The organism is Pseudomonas sp. MWU12-3088, from assembly GCF_023242405.1.
GTDB classification, from domain to species: Bacteria; Pseudomonadota; Gammaproteobacteria; order Pseudomonadales; family Pseudomonadaceae; genus Aquipseudomonas; species Aquipseudomonas kribbensis.
In genome coordinates, this window is record NZ_JALJEA010000021.1 from 1 (window position 1) to 15435 (window position 15435).

General features: G+C 55.8%; 11 protein-coding genes and 1 tRNA gene. All 12 read right to left on the bottom strand.

The window, feature by feature from the left end; all coding sequences use genetic code 11:
• Window positions 1–82: 82 nt before the first annotated feature.
• Complete coding sequence (gene fusA, locus M5B98_RS28390) at window positions 83–2188, bottom strand: elongation factor G (protein ID WP_047296931.1); 2106 nt, start codon at window positions 2186–2188, stop codon at window positions 83–85.
• A gap of 30 nt (window positions 2189–2218) precedes the next feature.
• Window positions 2219–2692: a 30S ribosomal protein S7 gene (rpsG, locus tag M5B98_RS28395; protein ID WP_007957592.1), complete on the bottom strand. Its 474-nt coding sequence runs from the start codon at window positions 2690–2692 to the stop codon at window positions 2219–2221.
• 109 nt (window positions 2693–2801) lie between these two features.
• Complete coding sequence (gene rpsL / locus M5B98_RS28400) at window positions 2802–3173, bottom strand: 30S ribosomal protein S12 (protein ID WP_003186084.1); 372 nt, start codon at window positions 3171–3173, stop codon at window positions 2802–2804.
• 215 nt (window positions 3174–3388) lie between these two features.
• A complete protein-coding gene (gene rpoC, locus M5B98_RS28405; RefSeq protein WP_085712352.1) occupies window positions 3389–7588 on the bottom strand; it encodes a DNA-directed RNA polymerase subunit beta' in 4200 nt (1399 codons plus the stop codon).
• A 63-nt stretch (window positions 7589–7651) separates the two neighbouring features.
• Complete coding sequence (rpoB, locus tag M5B98_RS28410; protein WP_248744657.1) at window positions 7652–11725, bottom strand: DNA-directed RNA polymerase subunit beta; 4074 nt, start codon at window positions 11723–11725, stop codon at window positions 7652–7654.
• A 220-nt stretch (window positions 11726–11945) separates the two neighbouring features.
• A complete protein-coding gene (rplL, locus tag M5B98_RS28415) occupies window positions 11946–12311 on the bottom strand; it encodes a 50S ribosomal protein L7/L12 (protein ID WP_007957596.1) in 366 nt (121 codons plus the stop codon).
• Between the two features lie 79 nt (window positions 12312–12390).
• The gene (gene rplJ, locus M5B98_RS28420; RefSeq protein ID WP_011336174.1) at window positions 12391–12891 is read right to left on the bottom strand and encodes a 50S ribosomal protein L10; all 501 of its coding nucleotides are present in this window, start codon (window positions 12889–12891) and stop codon (window positions 12391–12393) included.
• Between the two features lie 198 nt (window positions 12892–13089).
• Window positions 13090–13785 carry a 50S ribosomal protein L1 gene (gene rplA, locus M5B98_RS28425; protein WP_011336175.1) on the bottom strand — a complete coding sequence of 232 codons (696 nt, stop codon included), beginning with the start codon at window positions 13783–13785 and terminating at the stop codon, window positions 13090–13092.
• Window positions 13785–14216, bottom strand: coding sequence for a 50S ribosomal protein L11 (rplK, locus tag M5B98_RS28430; RefSeq protein WP_003228756.1), 432 nt, complete (start codon window positions 14214–14216; stop codon window positions 13785–13787). Before rplK ends, rplA begins: the two co-directional genes overlap by 1 nt.
• A gap of 117 nt (window positions 14217–14333) precedes the next feature.
• On the bottom strand, window positions 14334–14867 hold the full coding sequence (nusG, locus tag M5B98_RS28435; protein WP_007957598.1) for a transcription termination/antitermination protein NusG: 534 nt from the start codon (window positions 14865–14867) through the stop codon (window positions 14334–14336).
• 9 nt (window positions 14868–14876) lie between these two features.
• A complete protein-coding gene (gene secE / locus M5B98_RS28440; protein WP_248744658.1) occupies window positions 14877–15245 on the bottom strand; it encodes a preprotein translocase subunit SecE in 369 nt (122 codons plus the stop codon).
• Between the two features lie 45 nt (window positions 15246–15290).
• A tRNA-Trp gene (locus tag M5B98_RS28445) sits at window positions 15291–15366 on the bottom strand.
• Window positions 15367–15435: the final 69 nt, after the last annotated feature.

Sequence of the window (15435 nt, forward strand, 5' to 3'; positions counted from 1 at the left end):
GGTGCCAACGTTTACGTGCGGTAGGGAACGATCAAATTTTTCTTTAGCCACGACAATTAACTCCTAGCCTAAAGGGGCTGAATCAGCCTTGTTTTTTGGTAACGGATTCGACGATGTGCGACGGAGCCGTATCGTATTTTTTGAATTCCATAGAGTAGCTTGCGCGACCCTGAGACATGGAACGAACGTCGGTCGCATAACCGAACATCTCACCCAGTGGAACTTCGGCACGGATAACCTTGCCGGACACTGTGTCTTCCATACCCTGGATCATGCCGCGACGACGGTTAAGGTCGCCCATCACGTCACCCATATAGTCTTCAGGCGTAACAACCTCTACCGCCATGATCGGCTCGAGCAACTCACCACCGCCCTTCTGGGCCAGTTGCTTGGTCGCCATGGAAGCAGCCACTTTAAACGCCATCTCGTTGGAGTCGACGTCGTGGTAAGAACCATCGAACACGGTAGCCTTCAGGCCGATCAGCGGATAGCCGGCAACAACGCCGTTCTTCATCTGCTCTTCGATACCCTTCTGGATAGCCGGGATGTATTCCTTAGGAACCACACCACCTACTACTTCGTTCAGGAATTGCAGACCTTCCTGACCTTCGTCAGCAGGAGCAAAGCGAATCCAGCAGTGACCGAACTGGCCACGACCGCCGGACTGACGAACGAACTTGCCTTCGATTTCGCAGTTCTTCGTGATGCGCTCACGGTACGAAACTTGAGGCTTGCCGATGTTGGCTTCGACGTTGAACTCACGGCGCATCCGGTCAACCAGGATGTCCAGGTGCAGCTCGCCCATGCCGGAGATGATCGTTTGACCAGTCTCTTCATCAGTTTTAACGCGGAAAGACGGGTCTTCCTGAGCCAGTTTGCCCAGAGCGATACCCATTTTTTCCTGGTCATCCTTGGTCTTAGGCTCTACGGCAACCGAAATAACCGGCTCCGGGAAGTCCATGCGAACCAGAATGATTGGTTTGTCAGCGTTGCAGAGGGTTTCACCAGTGGTGACGTCCTTCATGCCGATCAGGGCCGCGATGTCGCCAGCGCGTACTTCCTTGATCTCTTCACGGGCGTTTGCGTGCATTTGCACCATACGACCCACGCGCTCTTTCTTGCCTTTGACCGAGTTGATCACGCCGTCGCCGGAGTTCAACACGCCCGAGTAAACGCGGACGAAGGTCAGAGTACCCACGAATGGGTCGGTAGCGATCTTGAACGCCAACGCCGCGAACGGCTCGTCGTCGCTTGCATGACGCTCCATCTCTTCTTCCTCGTTATCAGGGTTGGAACCCTTGATAGCAGGAATGTCGGTCGGAGCAGGCAGGAAGTCGATAACGGCGTCGAGAACCAGGGGAACACCCTTGTTCTTGAAGGACGAACCGCAAACAGCCAGAACGATTTCGCCAGCGATAGTACGCTGACGCAGAGCAGCTTTGATCTCTTCGATCGACAGCTCTTCACCTTCCAGGTACTTGTTCATCAGCTCTTCACTGGCTTCAGCCGCAGCTTCAACCATGTTGCTGCGCCATTCAGTGGCCAGCTCGAGCATATCCGCAGGGATTTCCTTGCGAACCGGAACCATACCCTTGTCAGAGTCATTCCAGTAAACAGCTTGCATGTTGATCAGGTCGATCTGGCCCTGGAAGTTGTCTTCCGAACCGATAGCCAGCTGAATCGGCACCGGAGTGTGACCCAGACGCTGTTTGATCTGACCGATCACGCGCAGGAAGTTGGCACCAGCACGGTCCATCTTGTTTACGTAAACAAGACGTGGAACGCCGTATTTGTTGGCTTGACGCCATACGGTTTCCGACTGAGGCTCAACACCCGAAGTACCGCAGAACACAACGACAGCGCCGTCGAGTACGCGCAGGGAACGCTCTACTTCAATGGTGAAGTCTACGTGGCCCGGGGTATCGATTACGTTGAAGCGATGTTCGTGCGGGTACTGCTTCTCGGAACCTTTCCAGAAGGCGGTAATGGCAGCAGAAGTAATGGTAATACCACGCTCCTGCTCCTGAACCATCCAGTCTGTGGTCGCGGCGCCGTCATGCACCTCGCCCATTTTGTGACTTTTGCCAGTGTAAAAAAGGACGCGCTCGGTGGTGGTGGTTTTACCAGCATCCACGTGAGCGACGATACCGATGTTACGGTAGCGACTAATCGGAGTAGTACGAGCCATAAAGCCCTCGCAAAATTAGTGAAGCTAAAATTAGAAGCGGTAGTGCGAGAAAGCTTTGTTAGCTTCGGCCATACGGTGCACGTCTTCACGCTTCTTAACAGCAGCACCTTTACCTTCAGCAGCATCCAGCAGCTCGCCAGCCAAGCGCAGAGCCATAGACTTCTCGCCACGCTTGCGAGCGAAGTCTACCAACCAGCGCATTGCCAGAGCGTTACGACGGGACGGACGAACTTCGACCGGAACCTGGTAAGTAGCACCACCAACGCGGCGCGACTTCACTTCGACCAGCGGAGCGATGGCGTCGAGTGCTTTTTCGAAGAGTTCCAGGGGATCGGTGCCGGTCTTGCGAGCCGCAACGGTTTCCAGGGCACCATAAACGATACGCTCGGCAACGGCTTTCTTGCCGCTTTCCATAACGTGGTTCATGAATTTGGCGAGGATTTGGCTTCCGTATTTCGGATCGTCCAGAATCTCACGCTTTGCTGCTACGCGACGTCTTGGCATTGATAAGCCCTCAAACGGTCTTCAGGTTAGTTCGGGACAGATCCTTGAGGATTCGCGCCCGACCTTACTCTTATCGACTCAATAAAATGAAAATCTGCAAAACGGCCGATTACTTCGGACGCTTGGTACCGTACTTCGAACGACCCTGGTTACGGCCTTTAACGCCGGAAGTATCCAAGGAGCCGCGAACGGTGTGGTAACGAACACCTGGCAAGTCTTTTACACGACCGCCGCGGATCAGTACCACGCTGTGCTCTTGCAGGTTGTGGCCTTCACCGCCGATGTACGAGGAAACCTCGAAACCGTTGGTCAGACGCACACGGCATACTTTACGCAGTGCCGAGTTAGGTTTTTTCGGCGTAGTGGTGTACACACGGGTGCACACGCCACGACGTTGCGGGCAGTTCTGCAGCGCAGGCACGTCGGATTTCTCGACGATACGCTTACGCGGCTGACGTACCAGCTGGTTGATAGTTGCCATCTACTAGCTCCACTGTTGTCTTGCGACGCTATTGTCTTGCAAGAAAAGCAAAATGGCAGGAACGGATTCCCGCCAAATTTAGGGGATCAAGAGTCTAAAGAGGATCTTGTCCCCAGTCAAGGCAAGGCCCCGACCTCCCCGCTCGTCGAACCTCGACAAATTGTCTCGATTCGATGAACGGTTAGATCAGGGCCTCAGCTCATTTTTCGCAGAACTCAGTTACCGCTCGAGTTCAGCGCTTCGGTCAGTGCAGCTTCCACTTCACTGGCGCTTACGCGCAACGGCTTGTCTGCATCACGACGACGCTTGCGCTCGCTGTGATAAGCCAGACCGGTACCGGCCGGGATCAGACGACCCACAACCACGTTTTCTTTCAGGCCGCGCAGGTAGTCGCGCTTGCCGGTTACGGCCGCTTCGGTCAGTACGCGGGTGGTTTCCTGGAAGGAAGCCGCCGAGATGAACGATTCGGTCGACAACGACGCCTTGGTGATACCCAGCAGAACGCGGGTGAACTTGGAGACAAACTTGTCTTCCGCGTTCAGACGCTCGTTCTCTACCAGAACGTGAGTCAGTTCCATCTGGTCGCCCTTGATGAAGCTGGAGTCGCCGGACTCGGAGATCTCAACTTTACGCAGCATCTGACGCAGGATGGTCTCGATGTGCTTGTCGTTGATCTTCACGCCCTGCAGACGGTAAACGTCCTGGATCTCGTTAACGATGTACTTGGCCAGCGCGCTCACACCCAGCAGACGCAGGATGTCGTGCGGATCGCTCGGACCGTCGGAGATAACTTCGCCGCGGTTTACCTGTTCGCCTTCGAACACGTTCAGGTGACGCCACTTCGGAATCAGCTCTTCGTACGGATCGCTACCGTCGTTCGGGGTGATGACCAGACGGCGCTTGCCCTTGGTCTCTTTACCGAACGCGATGGTGCCGCTGACTTCAGCCAGAATCGACGCTTCTTTCGGACGACGGGCTTCGAACAGGTCAGCAACACGCGGCAGACCACCGGTGATGTCACGGGTCTTCGAAGTTTCCTGCGGGATACGAGCGATAACATCACCGATCGCAATCTTCGCGCCGTCCGCAACACCGACCAGGGCGTTGGCTGGCAGGAAGTACTGAGCGATAACGTCAGTGCCTGGCAGCAACAGATCCTTGCCGTTGTCATCGACCATCTTCACAGCAGGACGAATGTCCTTGCCGGCAGCCGGACGATCTTTCGGATCAAGTACTTCAATGTTGGTCATACCGGTCAATTCGTCAGTCTGACGCTTGATCGTGATGCCTTCTTCCATGCCCACGTAGGTCACGGTACCTTTCATTTCGGTAACGATCGGGTGAGTGTGCGGATCCCACTTGGCCACGATGGCGCCAGCGTCGACCTTGTCACCTTCTTTAACCGAAATCACAGCACCGTACGGCAGCTTGTAACGCTCGCGCTCACGACCGAAATCGTCAGCAATCGCCAGCTCACCGGAACGGGACACGGCAACCAGGTTGCCGTCCACACGCTCAACGTGCTTCAGGTTGTGCAGACGAACGGTACCGCCGTTCTTCACCTGAACGCTGTCGGCTGCGGAAGTACGGCTTGCCGCACCACCGATGTGGAACGTACGCATCGTCAGCTGGGTACCCGGTTCACCGATGGACTGGGCAGCGATTACGCCAACCGACTCACCGATGTTCACCTGGTGACCACGAGCCAGGTCACGGCCGTAGCACTTGGCGCAGATGCCGTAACGGGTTTCGCAGCTGATTGGCGAACGCACGATCACTTCGTCGATGCTGTTCAGCTCGATGAACTCGACCCACTTCTCGTCTACCAGAGTGCCGGCAGGAACGATGACGTCCTCGGTACCCGGCTTGAATACGTCACGGGCAATGACACGACCCAATACGCGCTCACCCAGCGGCTCTACAACGTCACCGCCTTCAATGTGCGGAGTCATTACCAGGCCGTGCTCGGTGCCGCAATCGATCTCGGTCACGACCAGATCCTGCGCCACGTCTACCAGACGACGAGTCAGGTAACCGGAGTTAGCGGTTTTCAACGCGGTATCCGCCAGACCCTTACGAGCACCGTGAGTCGAGATGAAGTACTGGAGTACGCTCAGACCTTCACGGAAGTTCGCGGTAATTGGCGTTTCGATGATGGAGCCGTCCGGCTTGGCCATCAGACCACGCATACCGGCCAGCTGACGAATCTGTGCTGCGGAACCCCGCGCACCCGAGTCAGCCATCATGTACATCGAGTTGAACGATTCCTGCTCGACTTCATCGCCGTGACGGTCGATGACTTTCTCTTTCGAGAGGTTGGCCATCATCGCCTTGGAAACTTCGTCGTTCGCTTTCGACCAAAGGTCGATCACTTTGTTGTACTTCTCGCCCTGGGTTACCAGGCCGGAGGCGTACTGGCTCTCGATTTCTTTCACTTCGTCGGTGGCAGCACCGATGATGCGGGCTTTTTCATCCGGGATAACGAAGTCGTTAACACCGATGGAAACGCCGGAAATGGTCGAGTAGGCAAAACCGGTGTACATCAACTGGTCAGCGAAGATCACGGTCTCTTTCAGACCAACCACGCGGTAGCACTGGTTGATCAGCTTGGAGATCGCCTTTTTCTTCATCGGCAGGTTGACGACGTCGAACGACAGACCTTTTGGCACAACCTGGAACAGCAGCGCACGGCCGACAGTGGTGTCGACAATACGGGTGTTGTTCACGCTGTTGCCGTCACGATCGTTCACGGTTTCGTTGATACGAACCTTGATCTTGGCGTGCAGTGCGGCTTCGCCGGCACGGAACACACGGTCAACCTCCTGCAGATCCGCGAACACACGACCTTCGCCCTTGGCGTTGATCGCTTCACGAGTCATGTAGTACAGACCCAATACAACGTCCTGCGACGGAACGATGATTGGCTCACCGTTGGCTGGCGACAGAATGTTGTTGGTCGACATCATCAACGCACGCGCTTCGAGCTGGGCTTCCAGCGTCAGCGGTACGTGCACGGCCATTTGGTCGCCGTCGAAGTCGGCGTTGTACGCAGCACAGACCAGAGGGTGCAGCTGGATAGCCTTACCTTCGATCAGTACCGGTTCAAACGCCTGGATACCCAGACGGTGAAGGGTCGGTGCACGGTTGAGAAGAACCGGGTGTTCGCGAATCACTTCAGCGAGAACGTCCCAGACTTCCGGCAGTTCGCGCTCAACCATCTTCTTGGCCGCTTTGATGGTGGTCGCCAGACCACGCATTTCCAGCTTGCCGAAAATGAACGGCTTGAACAGCTCGAGAGCCATCTTCTTCGGCAGACCGCACTGATGCAGACGCAGGGTCGGACCTACGGTAATTACCGAACGACCGGAGTAGTCAACACGCTTACCGAGCAAGTTCTGACGGAAACGACCCTGCTTACCCTTGATCATGTCAGCCAGGGATTTCAGAGGACGCTTGTTCGAACCGGTGATAGCGCGGCCACGACGACCGTTGTCGAGCAGTGCATCGACAGCTTCCTGCAACATACGCTTTTCGTTGCGCACGATGATGTCCGGAGCGGACAGATCCAGCAGGCGCTTCAAACGGTTGTTACGGTTGATCACTCGACGATACAGATCGTTGAGGTCGGAAGTCGCGAAACGACCGCCATCCAGTGGAACCAGTGGACGCAAATCTGGCGGCAGAACCGGCAGAACGGTCAGCACCATCCACTCTGGCAGGTTGCCGGAGCCCTGGAAGGCTTCCATCAACTTCAGACGCTTGGACAGCTTCTTGATCTTGGTTTCGGAGTTGGTTTGCGGAATTTCTTCACGCAGACGGCCAATCTCGTGCTCCAGGTCGATAGCGTGCAGCAGTTCACGGACAGCTTCAGCACCCATGCGGGCGTCGAAGTCATCACCGAACTCTTCCAGCGCTTCGAAGTACTGCTCGTCGTTCAGCAGCTGACCTTTTTCAAGAGTGGTCATGCCCGGATCGATAACGACATAGCTCTCGAAGTAGAGAACGCGTTCGATATCACGCAGGGTCATGTCCATCAGCAGGCCGATACGGGACGGCAGCGATTTCAGGAACCAGATGTGGGCAACCGGCGAAGCCAGTTCGATGTGCGCCATGCGCTCACGACGAACCTTGGCCAGTGCAACTTCAACGCCGCACTTCTCGCAGATCACACCACGGTGCTTCAAGCGCTTGTACTTACCGCACAGGCACTCGTAATCCTTTACCGGGCCAAAGATCTTGGCGCAGAACAGACCGTCACGCTCAGGTTTGAACGTACGGTAGTTGATGGTTTCCGGCTTTTTAACTTCACCGAACGACCACGAGCGGATCATCTCAGGCGAGGCCAATCCGATACGGATGGCGTCGAACTCTTCGACTTGACCCTGGTTTTTCAGCAAATTCAGTAGGTCTTTCAAGGCCTTTCCTCCTGGCGGAGCAGAGAGCGGGCAATCCTGCCCCGCTCTCGATCGCGTCACGTGTTATTCGGTTTCCAGATCGATATCGATGCCGAGGGAACGAATTTCCTTGATCAACACGTTGAAGGACTCGGGCATGCCCGGCTCCATACGGTGATCGCCGTCCACGATGTTTTTGTACATCTTGGTCCGGCCGTTCACATCGTCCGACTTCACTGTGAGCATTTCTTGCAGAGTGTAAGCAGCACCGTATGCTTCCAGTGCCCAGACCTCCATCTCCCCGAAACGCTGACCACCGAACTGCGCCTTACCACCCAGCGGCTGCTGGGTAACCAGGCTGTACGAACCGGTAGAACGCGCGTGCATCTTGTCGTCTACCAAGTGGTTCAGCTTCAGCATGTACATGTAGCCAACGGTAACTGGACGCTCGAACTTGTTGCCGGTACGGCCGTCGGTCAGCTGCATCTGGCCGCTTTCTGGCAGATCCGCCAGTTTCAGCATGGCCTTGATTTCGCTTTCCTTGGCACCGTCGAACACTGGAGTGGCCATTGGAACGCCGCCACGCAGGTTCTTCGCCAGATCCAGGATTTCCTGATCGGAGAAGCTGTCCAGATCTTCGTTACGACCGCCGATCTGGTTGTAGATCTCGTCCAGGAAGGTACGCAGCTCAGCGACTTTACGCTGCTCTTCGACCATCCGGTTGATCTTCTCGCCCAGGCCTTTGGCCGCGAGGCCCAGGTGGGTTTCAAGGATCTGACCAACGTTCATACGCGAAGGTACGCCCAGCGGGTTGAGGACGACGTCGACCGGGGTGCCATTGGCATCGTGCGGCATGTCTTCAACCGGCATGATCACGGAGACCACACCCTTGTTACCGTGACGACCGGCCATCTTGTCGCCCGGCTGGATGCGACGACGGATTGCCAGGTAAACCTTGACGATCTTCAGCACGCCTGGAGCCAGGTCATCGCCCTGCTGCAATTTGCGCTTCTTGTCTTCGAACTTGTCGTCCAGCAGACGGCGACGATCAACGATGTAGGCCTGAGCCTTCTCGAGCTGCTCGTTCAGAGCATCTTCAGCCATGCGCAGTTTGAACCACTGACCATGCTCAAGACCGTCGAGTACTTCGTCGGTGATGTCCTGACCTTTCTTCAGGCCCGCGCCGCCTTCAGCCTTGTGGCCTACCAGAGCGGAACGCAGACGTTCGAAGGTCGCGCCTTCAACGATGCGGAACTCTTCGTTCAGATCCTTGCGGATCTCGTCCAGCTGGGTCTTCTCGATCGACAGGGCACGAGCATCACGCTCAACGCCGTCACGAGTGAAGACCTGCACGTCGATGACAGTACCTTTGGTACCGGTAGGTACACGCAGGGAAGTGTCTTTAACGTCGCTGGCTTTTTCACCGAAGATTGCACGCAGCAGTTTTTCTTCCGGAGTCAGTTGGGTCTCGCCTTTCGGAGTGACCTTACCGACCAGGATGTCGCCTGCGCCAACTTCAGCACCTACGTAAACGATACCGGCTTCGTCCAGCTTGTTCAGTGCAGCTTCACCCACGTTCGGGATGTCCGCAGTGATTTCTTCTGGACCAAGCTTGGTGTCACGGGCCACACAGGTCAGTTCCTGAATGTGGATCGTGGTGAAGCGGTCTTCCTGAACCACACGCTCGGACAGGCAGATGGAGTCTTCGAAGTTGAAGCCGTTCCATGCCATGAACGCGATGCGCATGTTCTGACCCAGAGCCAGTTCACCCATATCGGTGGACGGACCGTCGGCCATGATGTCGCTACGCTGAACGCGATCACCCTTGCTCACCAGCGGACGCTGGTTGATGCAGGTGTTCTGGTTCGAGCGGGTGTATTTGGTCAGGTTGTAGATGTCGACACCAGCTTCACCGGTTTCAACTTCGTCATCGGCAACACGAACCACGATACGGCTGGCATCGACGGAATCGATCACGCCGCCACGACGAGCCACGACGCAAACGCCGGAGTCGCGAGCCACGTTACGCTCCATACCGGTACCTACCAGCGGCTTGTCGGCACGCAGGGTTGGTACAGCCTGACGCTGCATGTTCGAACCCATCAACGCACGGTTGGCGTCGTCGTGCTCGAGGAACGGAATCAGCGACGCTGCAACCGAAACTACCTGCTTCGGCGAAACGTCCATCAGGGTGACTTCTTCAGGCGCCTTGACGGTGAATTCGTTCAGGTGACGTACGGCTACCAGCTCGTCGATCAGGACTTTCTGGTCGTTCATGGTCGCCGAAGCCTGCGCGATCACGTGATCGGCTTCTTCAATAGCGGACAGGAACACGATCTCGTCGGTAACCACACCCTCTTTCACCACACGGTACGGGCTCTCGAGGAAGCCGTACTGGTTGGTGCGAGCGTAAGCAGCCAGGGAGTTGATCAGACCGATGTTCGGACCTTCCGGCGTTTCGATCGGGCAGACACGACCGTAGTGAGTCGGGTGTACGTCACGAACTTCGAAGCCTGCGCGCTCACGGGTCAGACCACCAGGGCCGAGTGCGGAGACACGACGCTTGTGGGTAATCTCGGACAGCGGGTTGTTCTGGTCCATGAACTGCGACAGCTGGCTGGAGCCGAAGAACTCTTTCACCGCCGCAGCCACTGGCTTGGCGTTGATCAGGTCTTGCGGCATCAGGCCTTCGCTTTCAGCCATCGACAGACGCTCTTTGACCGCACGCTCAACACGTACCAGGCCAACGCGGAACTGGTTCTCGGCCATTTCGCCTACGCAGCGAACACGACGGTTACCCAGGTGGTCGATGTCGTCGACGATGCCTTTACCGTTACGGATGTCGACCAGAGTCTTCAGTACCGCGACGATGTCTTCCTTGCACAGCACGCCCGAACCTTCGATCTCGGTACGACCGATACGACGGTTGAACTTCATCCGGCCGACCGCAGACAGGTCATAGCGCTCAGGGCTGAAGAACAGGTTGTTGAACAGGGTTTCGGCAGCGTCTTTGGTTGGTGGCTCGCCTGGACGCATCATGCGATAGATTTCGACCAGCGCTTCCAATTGGTTGCTGGTGGAGTCGATCTTCAGAGTGTCAGAGACGAACGGACCGCAGTCGATATCGTTGGTGTACAGAGTTTCGATGCGAACGACGCCGGCCTTGGCGATTTTCGCCAGGACTTCGGTCGTCAGCTCGGTGTTGCACTCTGCCAGGATTTCGCCGGTTGCCGGATGCACGATGACCTTGGCGGTGGTGCGACCCAGGACGTAGTCCAGAGGCACGTCCAGCTCTTTGATCCCGGCTTTTTCCAGCTGGTTGATGTGACGGGCAGTGATACGACGACCCTGCTCAACAATTACCTTGCCTTTGTCATCCTGAATATCGAGAACAGCAACTTCACCGCGCAGACGCTGAGGTACCAGTTCCAGGCTCAGGGTCTCGCCCTTAACGTGGAATACGTTGGTGGTGTAGAAAGCGTCCAGCACTTCTTCGGTGGTATAGCCGAGCGCGCGCAGCAGTACCGAGGCCGGCAGCTTGCGACGACGGTCGATACGTACGAATACGCAGTCCTTCGGGTCGAACTCGAAGTCCAGCCAGGAACCGCGGTAAGGAATGATGCGTGCGGAGTACAGCAGTTTGCCGGAGCTGTGCGTCTTGCCACGGTCGTGGTCGAAGAACACGCCCGGGGAGCGGTGCAACTGGGAAACGATCACACGCTCGGTACCGTTGATTACGAAGGTACCGTTCTCAGTCATCAGGGGGATTTCACCCATGTAGACTTCTTGCTCTTTGATGTCCTTGATCGCTTTGTTCGACGATTCTTTGTCGAAAATGATCAGGCGCACTTTTACCCGCAAAGGTACGGCGAAAGTTACACCGCGCAATACGCATTCTTTGACATCAAATGCCGGTTCGCCCAGGCGATAACCGACGTACTCCAGCGCAGCATTGCCGGAGTAGCTGATGATCGGGAAAACGGATTTGAAGGCCGCATGCAGGCCCACGTCGCGGAACTGATCTTTAGTCGCTCCCGCTTGCAAGAATTCACGATACGAATCCAGCTGGATGGCCAGGAGGTAAGGCACATCCATGACGTCCGGCAACTTGCTAAAGTCCTTGCGGATACGTTTTTTCTCAGTATATGAGTAAGCCATCAGCGTTCCCCAGCTTGGTCACCTGCTTGTTTGGCCCCTCCCGACGGGAGCAGCCAGAAAATCGTGCAAACCCCATGGTTTGCGCCATCACATCGGATGGTTACAGCTCGTTATTGGCACCGACCGGGTCGGCTGCCAATAACGGAAAAAGGCCGGTGGCAAGAGCCACCAGCCATCAGCCTGTCGCTTGACGCTCGGGCTGGAGGAGCAAAGTCGATGCTTACTTCAGCTCGACTTTAGCGCCTGCTTCTTCCAGCTTCTTCTTAGCGTCTTCAGCAGCTTCTTTCGAAACGCCTTCAGCTACAACCTGAGGAGCGCCGTCGACTTTCTCTTTGGCTTCCTTCAGGCCCAGACCGGTCAGTTCACGAACTGCCTTGATCACGTTTACTTTCTTCTCGCCGGCTTCAACCAGAACAACGTTGAACTCGGTTTGCTCTTCAACAACAGCGGCAGCAGCAGCTGGACCAGCAGCAGCAACAGCAGCGGTCACGCCGAAGGTTTCTTCCATTGCTTTGATCAGCTCAACAACTTCCAGAACGGTTTTCTGGCCGATTGCTTCGATGATTTGTTCGTTAGTCAGAGACATGACTCAATTCCTGATTTGGTGGACAGCCTGTACGGCCGTCGAAATAAACAAAAATACGCGAGAGTGGAAACGCTCAGCCTCAGGCTGCAGCAGCTTCTTTCTGATCGCGAATTGCCGCCAGAGTACGAGCCAGCTTGCTGGTAGCGCCTTGAATCACGCTCATCAGTTTCGCAATAGCTTCGTCGCGAGTTGGCAGGCTTGCCAGCACGTCGATCTCATTCGCTGCGAGGAACTTGCCCTCGAACGAAGCTGCCTTGATCTCGAACTTATCCTGACCCTTGGCAAATTCCTTGAACAGACGAGCAGCAGCGCCCGGGTGTTCGTTGGAGAATGCGATCAGGGTCGGGCCGGTGAACGCGTCGTTCAGCACTTCGTACGAAGTGCCAGCAACAGCGCGCTTGAGCAGGGTGTTACGTACAACACGTACGTAAACGCCAGCTTCACGAGCCTCTTTACGGAGTCCGGTCATTGCGCCTACTGTTACGCCACGGGCATCAACCACGACAGCGGACAGAGCGACTTTGGCAGCCTCGTTGACTTCAGCGACGATGGCCTTCTTGTCTTCGAGATTAATTGCCACGGGTTTAACTCCTGCTTGTTACCGTTTCATTCGATCGAAACCGAATGTCGTTTTGGTGTCTGATTCGGTAAGGAACCGGGAGCACCATCTGCGTAGGCTTGAGGTTTAAGACTTGCGTCGCCTACGGTCTTGGATAGCCCCCGCCAGGCAGGGACCCCAATCTTTCAATTGGCGCAGTCACCTGCGCCAATTTTTGTCTTACGCGTCCAGCGAGCTCTGGTCGATAACCAGACCTGGGCCCATGGTGGTGCTCAGGGTAACGCGCTTGACGTAGATACCTTTCGAGGAAGCTGGCTTGATACGCTTCAGGTCAGCGATCAGGGCTTCAACGTTTTCCTTCAGCTTGACGGCATCGAAGCCGATCTTGCCAACGGAAGTGTGGATGATGCCGTTTTTGTCGGTGCGATAACGAACCTGACCAGCCTTGGCGTTTTTAACCGCGGTGGCTACGTCTGGAGTTACGGTGCCGACTTTCGGGTTAGGCATCAGACCACGTGGACCGAGGATCTGACCCAGTTGACCTACAACGCGCATTGCATCCGGGGATGCGATCACTACGTCATAGTTCAGGTCGCCGCCTTTCATTTCGGCAGCCAGCTCGTCCATGCCTACACGGTCAGCGCCGGCAGCCAGAGCGGCCTCGGCAGCTGGACCCTGGGTGAACACAGCAACGCGAACGGTCTTGCCAGTGCCGTGTGGCAGCACAGTAGCGCTACGAACGACCTGGTCGGATTTACGCGGGTCTACGCCCAGGTTAACGGCCACATCGAACGACTCGACGAACTTGGCAGCTGGCAGCGAGGCCAGCAGGGTTGCGGCCTCTTCGAAGTTGTAGGACTTGCCTGCTTCGATCTTTTCAGCGATAGCCTTTTGGCGCTTGGTCAGCTTAGCCATTACACACCCTCCACGTTAAGGCCCATGCTACGAGCAGAACCGGCGATAGTGCGCACGGCTGCATCCATATCAGCTGCAGTCAGATCCGCGTTTTTGGTTTTCGCGATTTCTTCCAGCTGAGCACGGGTAACAGTGCCAACCTTAACGGTGTTCGGACGAGCGGAACCGCTGGTCAGACCGGCCGCCTTCTTCAGCAGAACCGAAGCAGGGGTGGATTTGGTTTCGAAAGTGAAGCTACGGTCGCTGTAGACAGTGATGATCACTGGAGTCGGCAGACCAGCTTCCAGACCCTGGGTACGGGCGTTGAAAGCCTTGCAGAATTCCATGATGTTCACGCCGTGCTGACCCAGAGCAGGACCAACAGGTGGGCTTGGGTTAGCCTGAGCGGCCTTCACTTGCAGCTTGATGTAAGCGGTAATCTTCTTGGCCATGAGGCACTCCAATTACGGGTTCGAACGCCTCGAAAGGCTCCCCGGTTACTTGCGCGTTTATCCCAGTGACGACAAAACCCCACAGCCTAGGGCTGCGGGGTTGGGATGCTTGTCCAGTTAGACCTTTTCGACCTGACTGAACTCCAACTCTACCGGAGTAGAGCGACCGAAAATGAGCACTGCCACTTGGATCCGGCTCTTTTCGTAGTTAACTTCTTCAACAACACCGTTAAAGTCAGCGAAAGGACCGTCATTGACACGAACGGTTTCACCTGGCTCGAACAACGTCTTCGGCTTCGGCTTGTCGCTACCGTCAGCAACGCGACGCAGAATCGCCTCAGCTTCTTTATCAGTGATTGGTGCAGGCTTGTCAGCAGTACCGCCGATAAAACCCATCACCCGAGGAGTATCCTTGACCAAGTGCCAAGTACCCTCGTTCATATCCATCTGTACCAGCACATAACCAGGGAAGAACTTGCGCTCGCTTTTGCGTTTCTGGCCATTACGCATTTCAACCACTTCTTCAGTGGGAACCAGAATTTCGCCGAAGCCATCTTCCATGCCAGCCAGCTTTACACGCTCGATCAGCGAGCGCATGACATGCTTCTCGTAACCCGAGTAAGCATGCACAACGTACCAACGCTTAGCCACGGGACACCCTTAGCCGACAATCAAGGAAACAAGCCAGCCGAGCAGGGAATCAAGCCCCCACAACAGCAACGCCATAACCAGAACAACAGCCACAACAATCAGAGTGGTCTGCGTGGTTTCTTGGCGAGTTGGCCATACGACTTTACGAATCTCGGTACGAGCTTCCTTAACCAGTACAAAGAAAGACTTGCCCTTGGCAGTCTGCAGGCCTACAAAGGCAGCTACAGTAGCAATGACAAGCAAAGCGAGTACACGGTACAGGATCGGCGAAGCAGAGTAATACTGATTGCCTACAACGCCAACCACCACCAAAGCGACCACTACAAGCCACTTGAGCAGATCGAAGCGAGAGCCTTGAGCTTCAGCCTTAGGAGTCATCTATGAAGATCCTGTGAAAAGAAAGCCAGACACACCGAGTGAATCTGGCAGGTCAGGAGGGAATCGAACCCCCAACCTACGGTTTTGGAGACCGTCGCTCTGCCAATTGAGCTACTGACCTAAAACAAAATCAGGCCGACCATTATGCCGGCCTGAAAAATACATTACAACTACTTACTCGATGATTTTG

Coding starts and splice junctions, on each gene's coding strand:
- fusA (WP_047296931.1), bottom strand. CDS start 2,188: ATGGCTCGTACTACTCCGATTAGTCGCTACCGTAACATCGGTATCGTC.
- rpsG (WP_007957592.1), bottom strand. CDS start 2,692: ATGCCAAGACGTCGCGTAGCAGCAAAGCGTGAGATTCTGGACGATCCG.
- rpsL (WP_003186084.1), bottom strand. CDS start 3,173: ATGGCAACTATCAACCAGCTGGTACGTCAGCCGCGTAAGCGTATCGTC.
- rpoB (WP_248744657.1), bottom strand. CDS start 11,725: ATGGCTTACTCATATACTGAGAAAAAACGTATCCGCAAGGACTTTAGC.
- rplL (WP_007957596.1), bottom strand. CDS start 12,311: ATGTCTCTGACTAACGAACAAATCATCGAAGCAATCGGCCAGAAAACC.
- rplA (WP_011336175.1), bottom strand. CDS start 13,785: ATGGCTAAGCTGACCAAGCGCCAAAAGGCTATCGCTGAAAAGATCGAA.
- rplK (WP_003228756.1), bottom strand. CDS start 14,216: ATGGCCAAGAAGATTACCGCTTACATCAAGCTGCAAGTGAAGGCCGCT.
- secE (WP_248744658.1), bottom strand. CDS start 15,245: ATGACTCCTAAGGCTGAAGCTCAAGGCTCTCGCTTCGATCTGCTCAAG.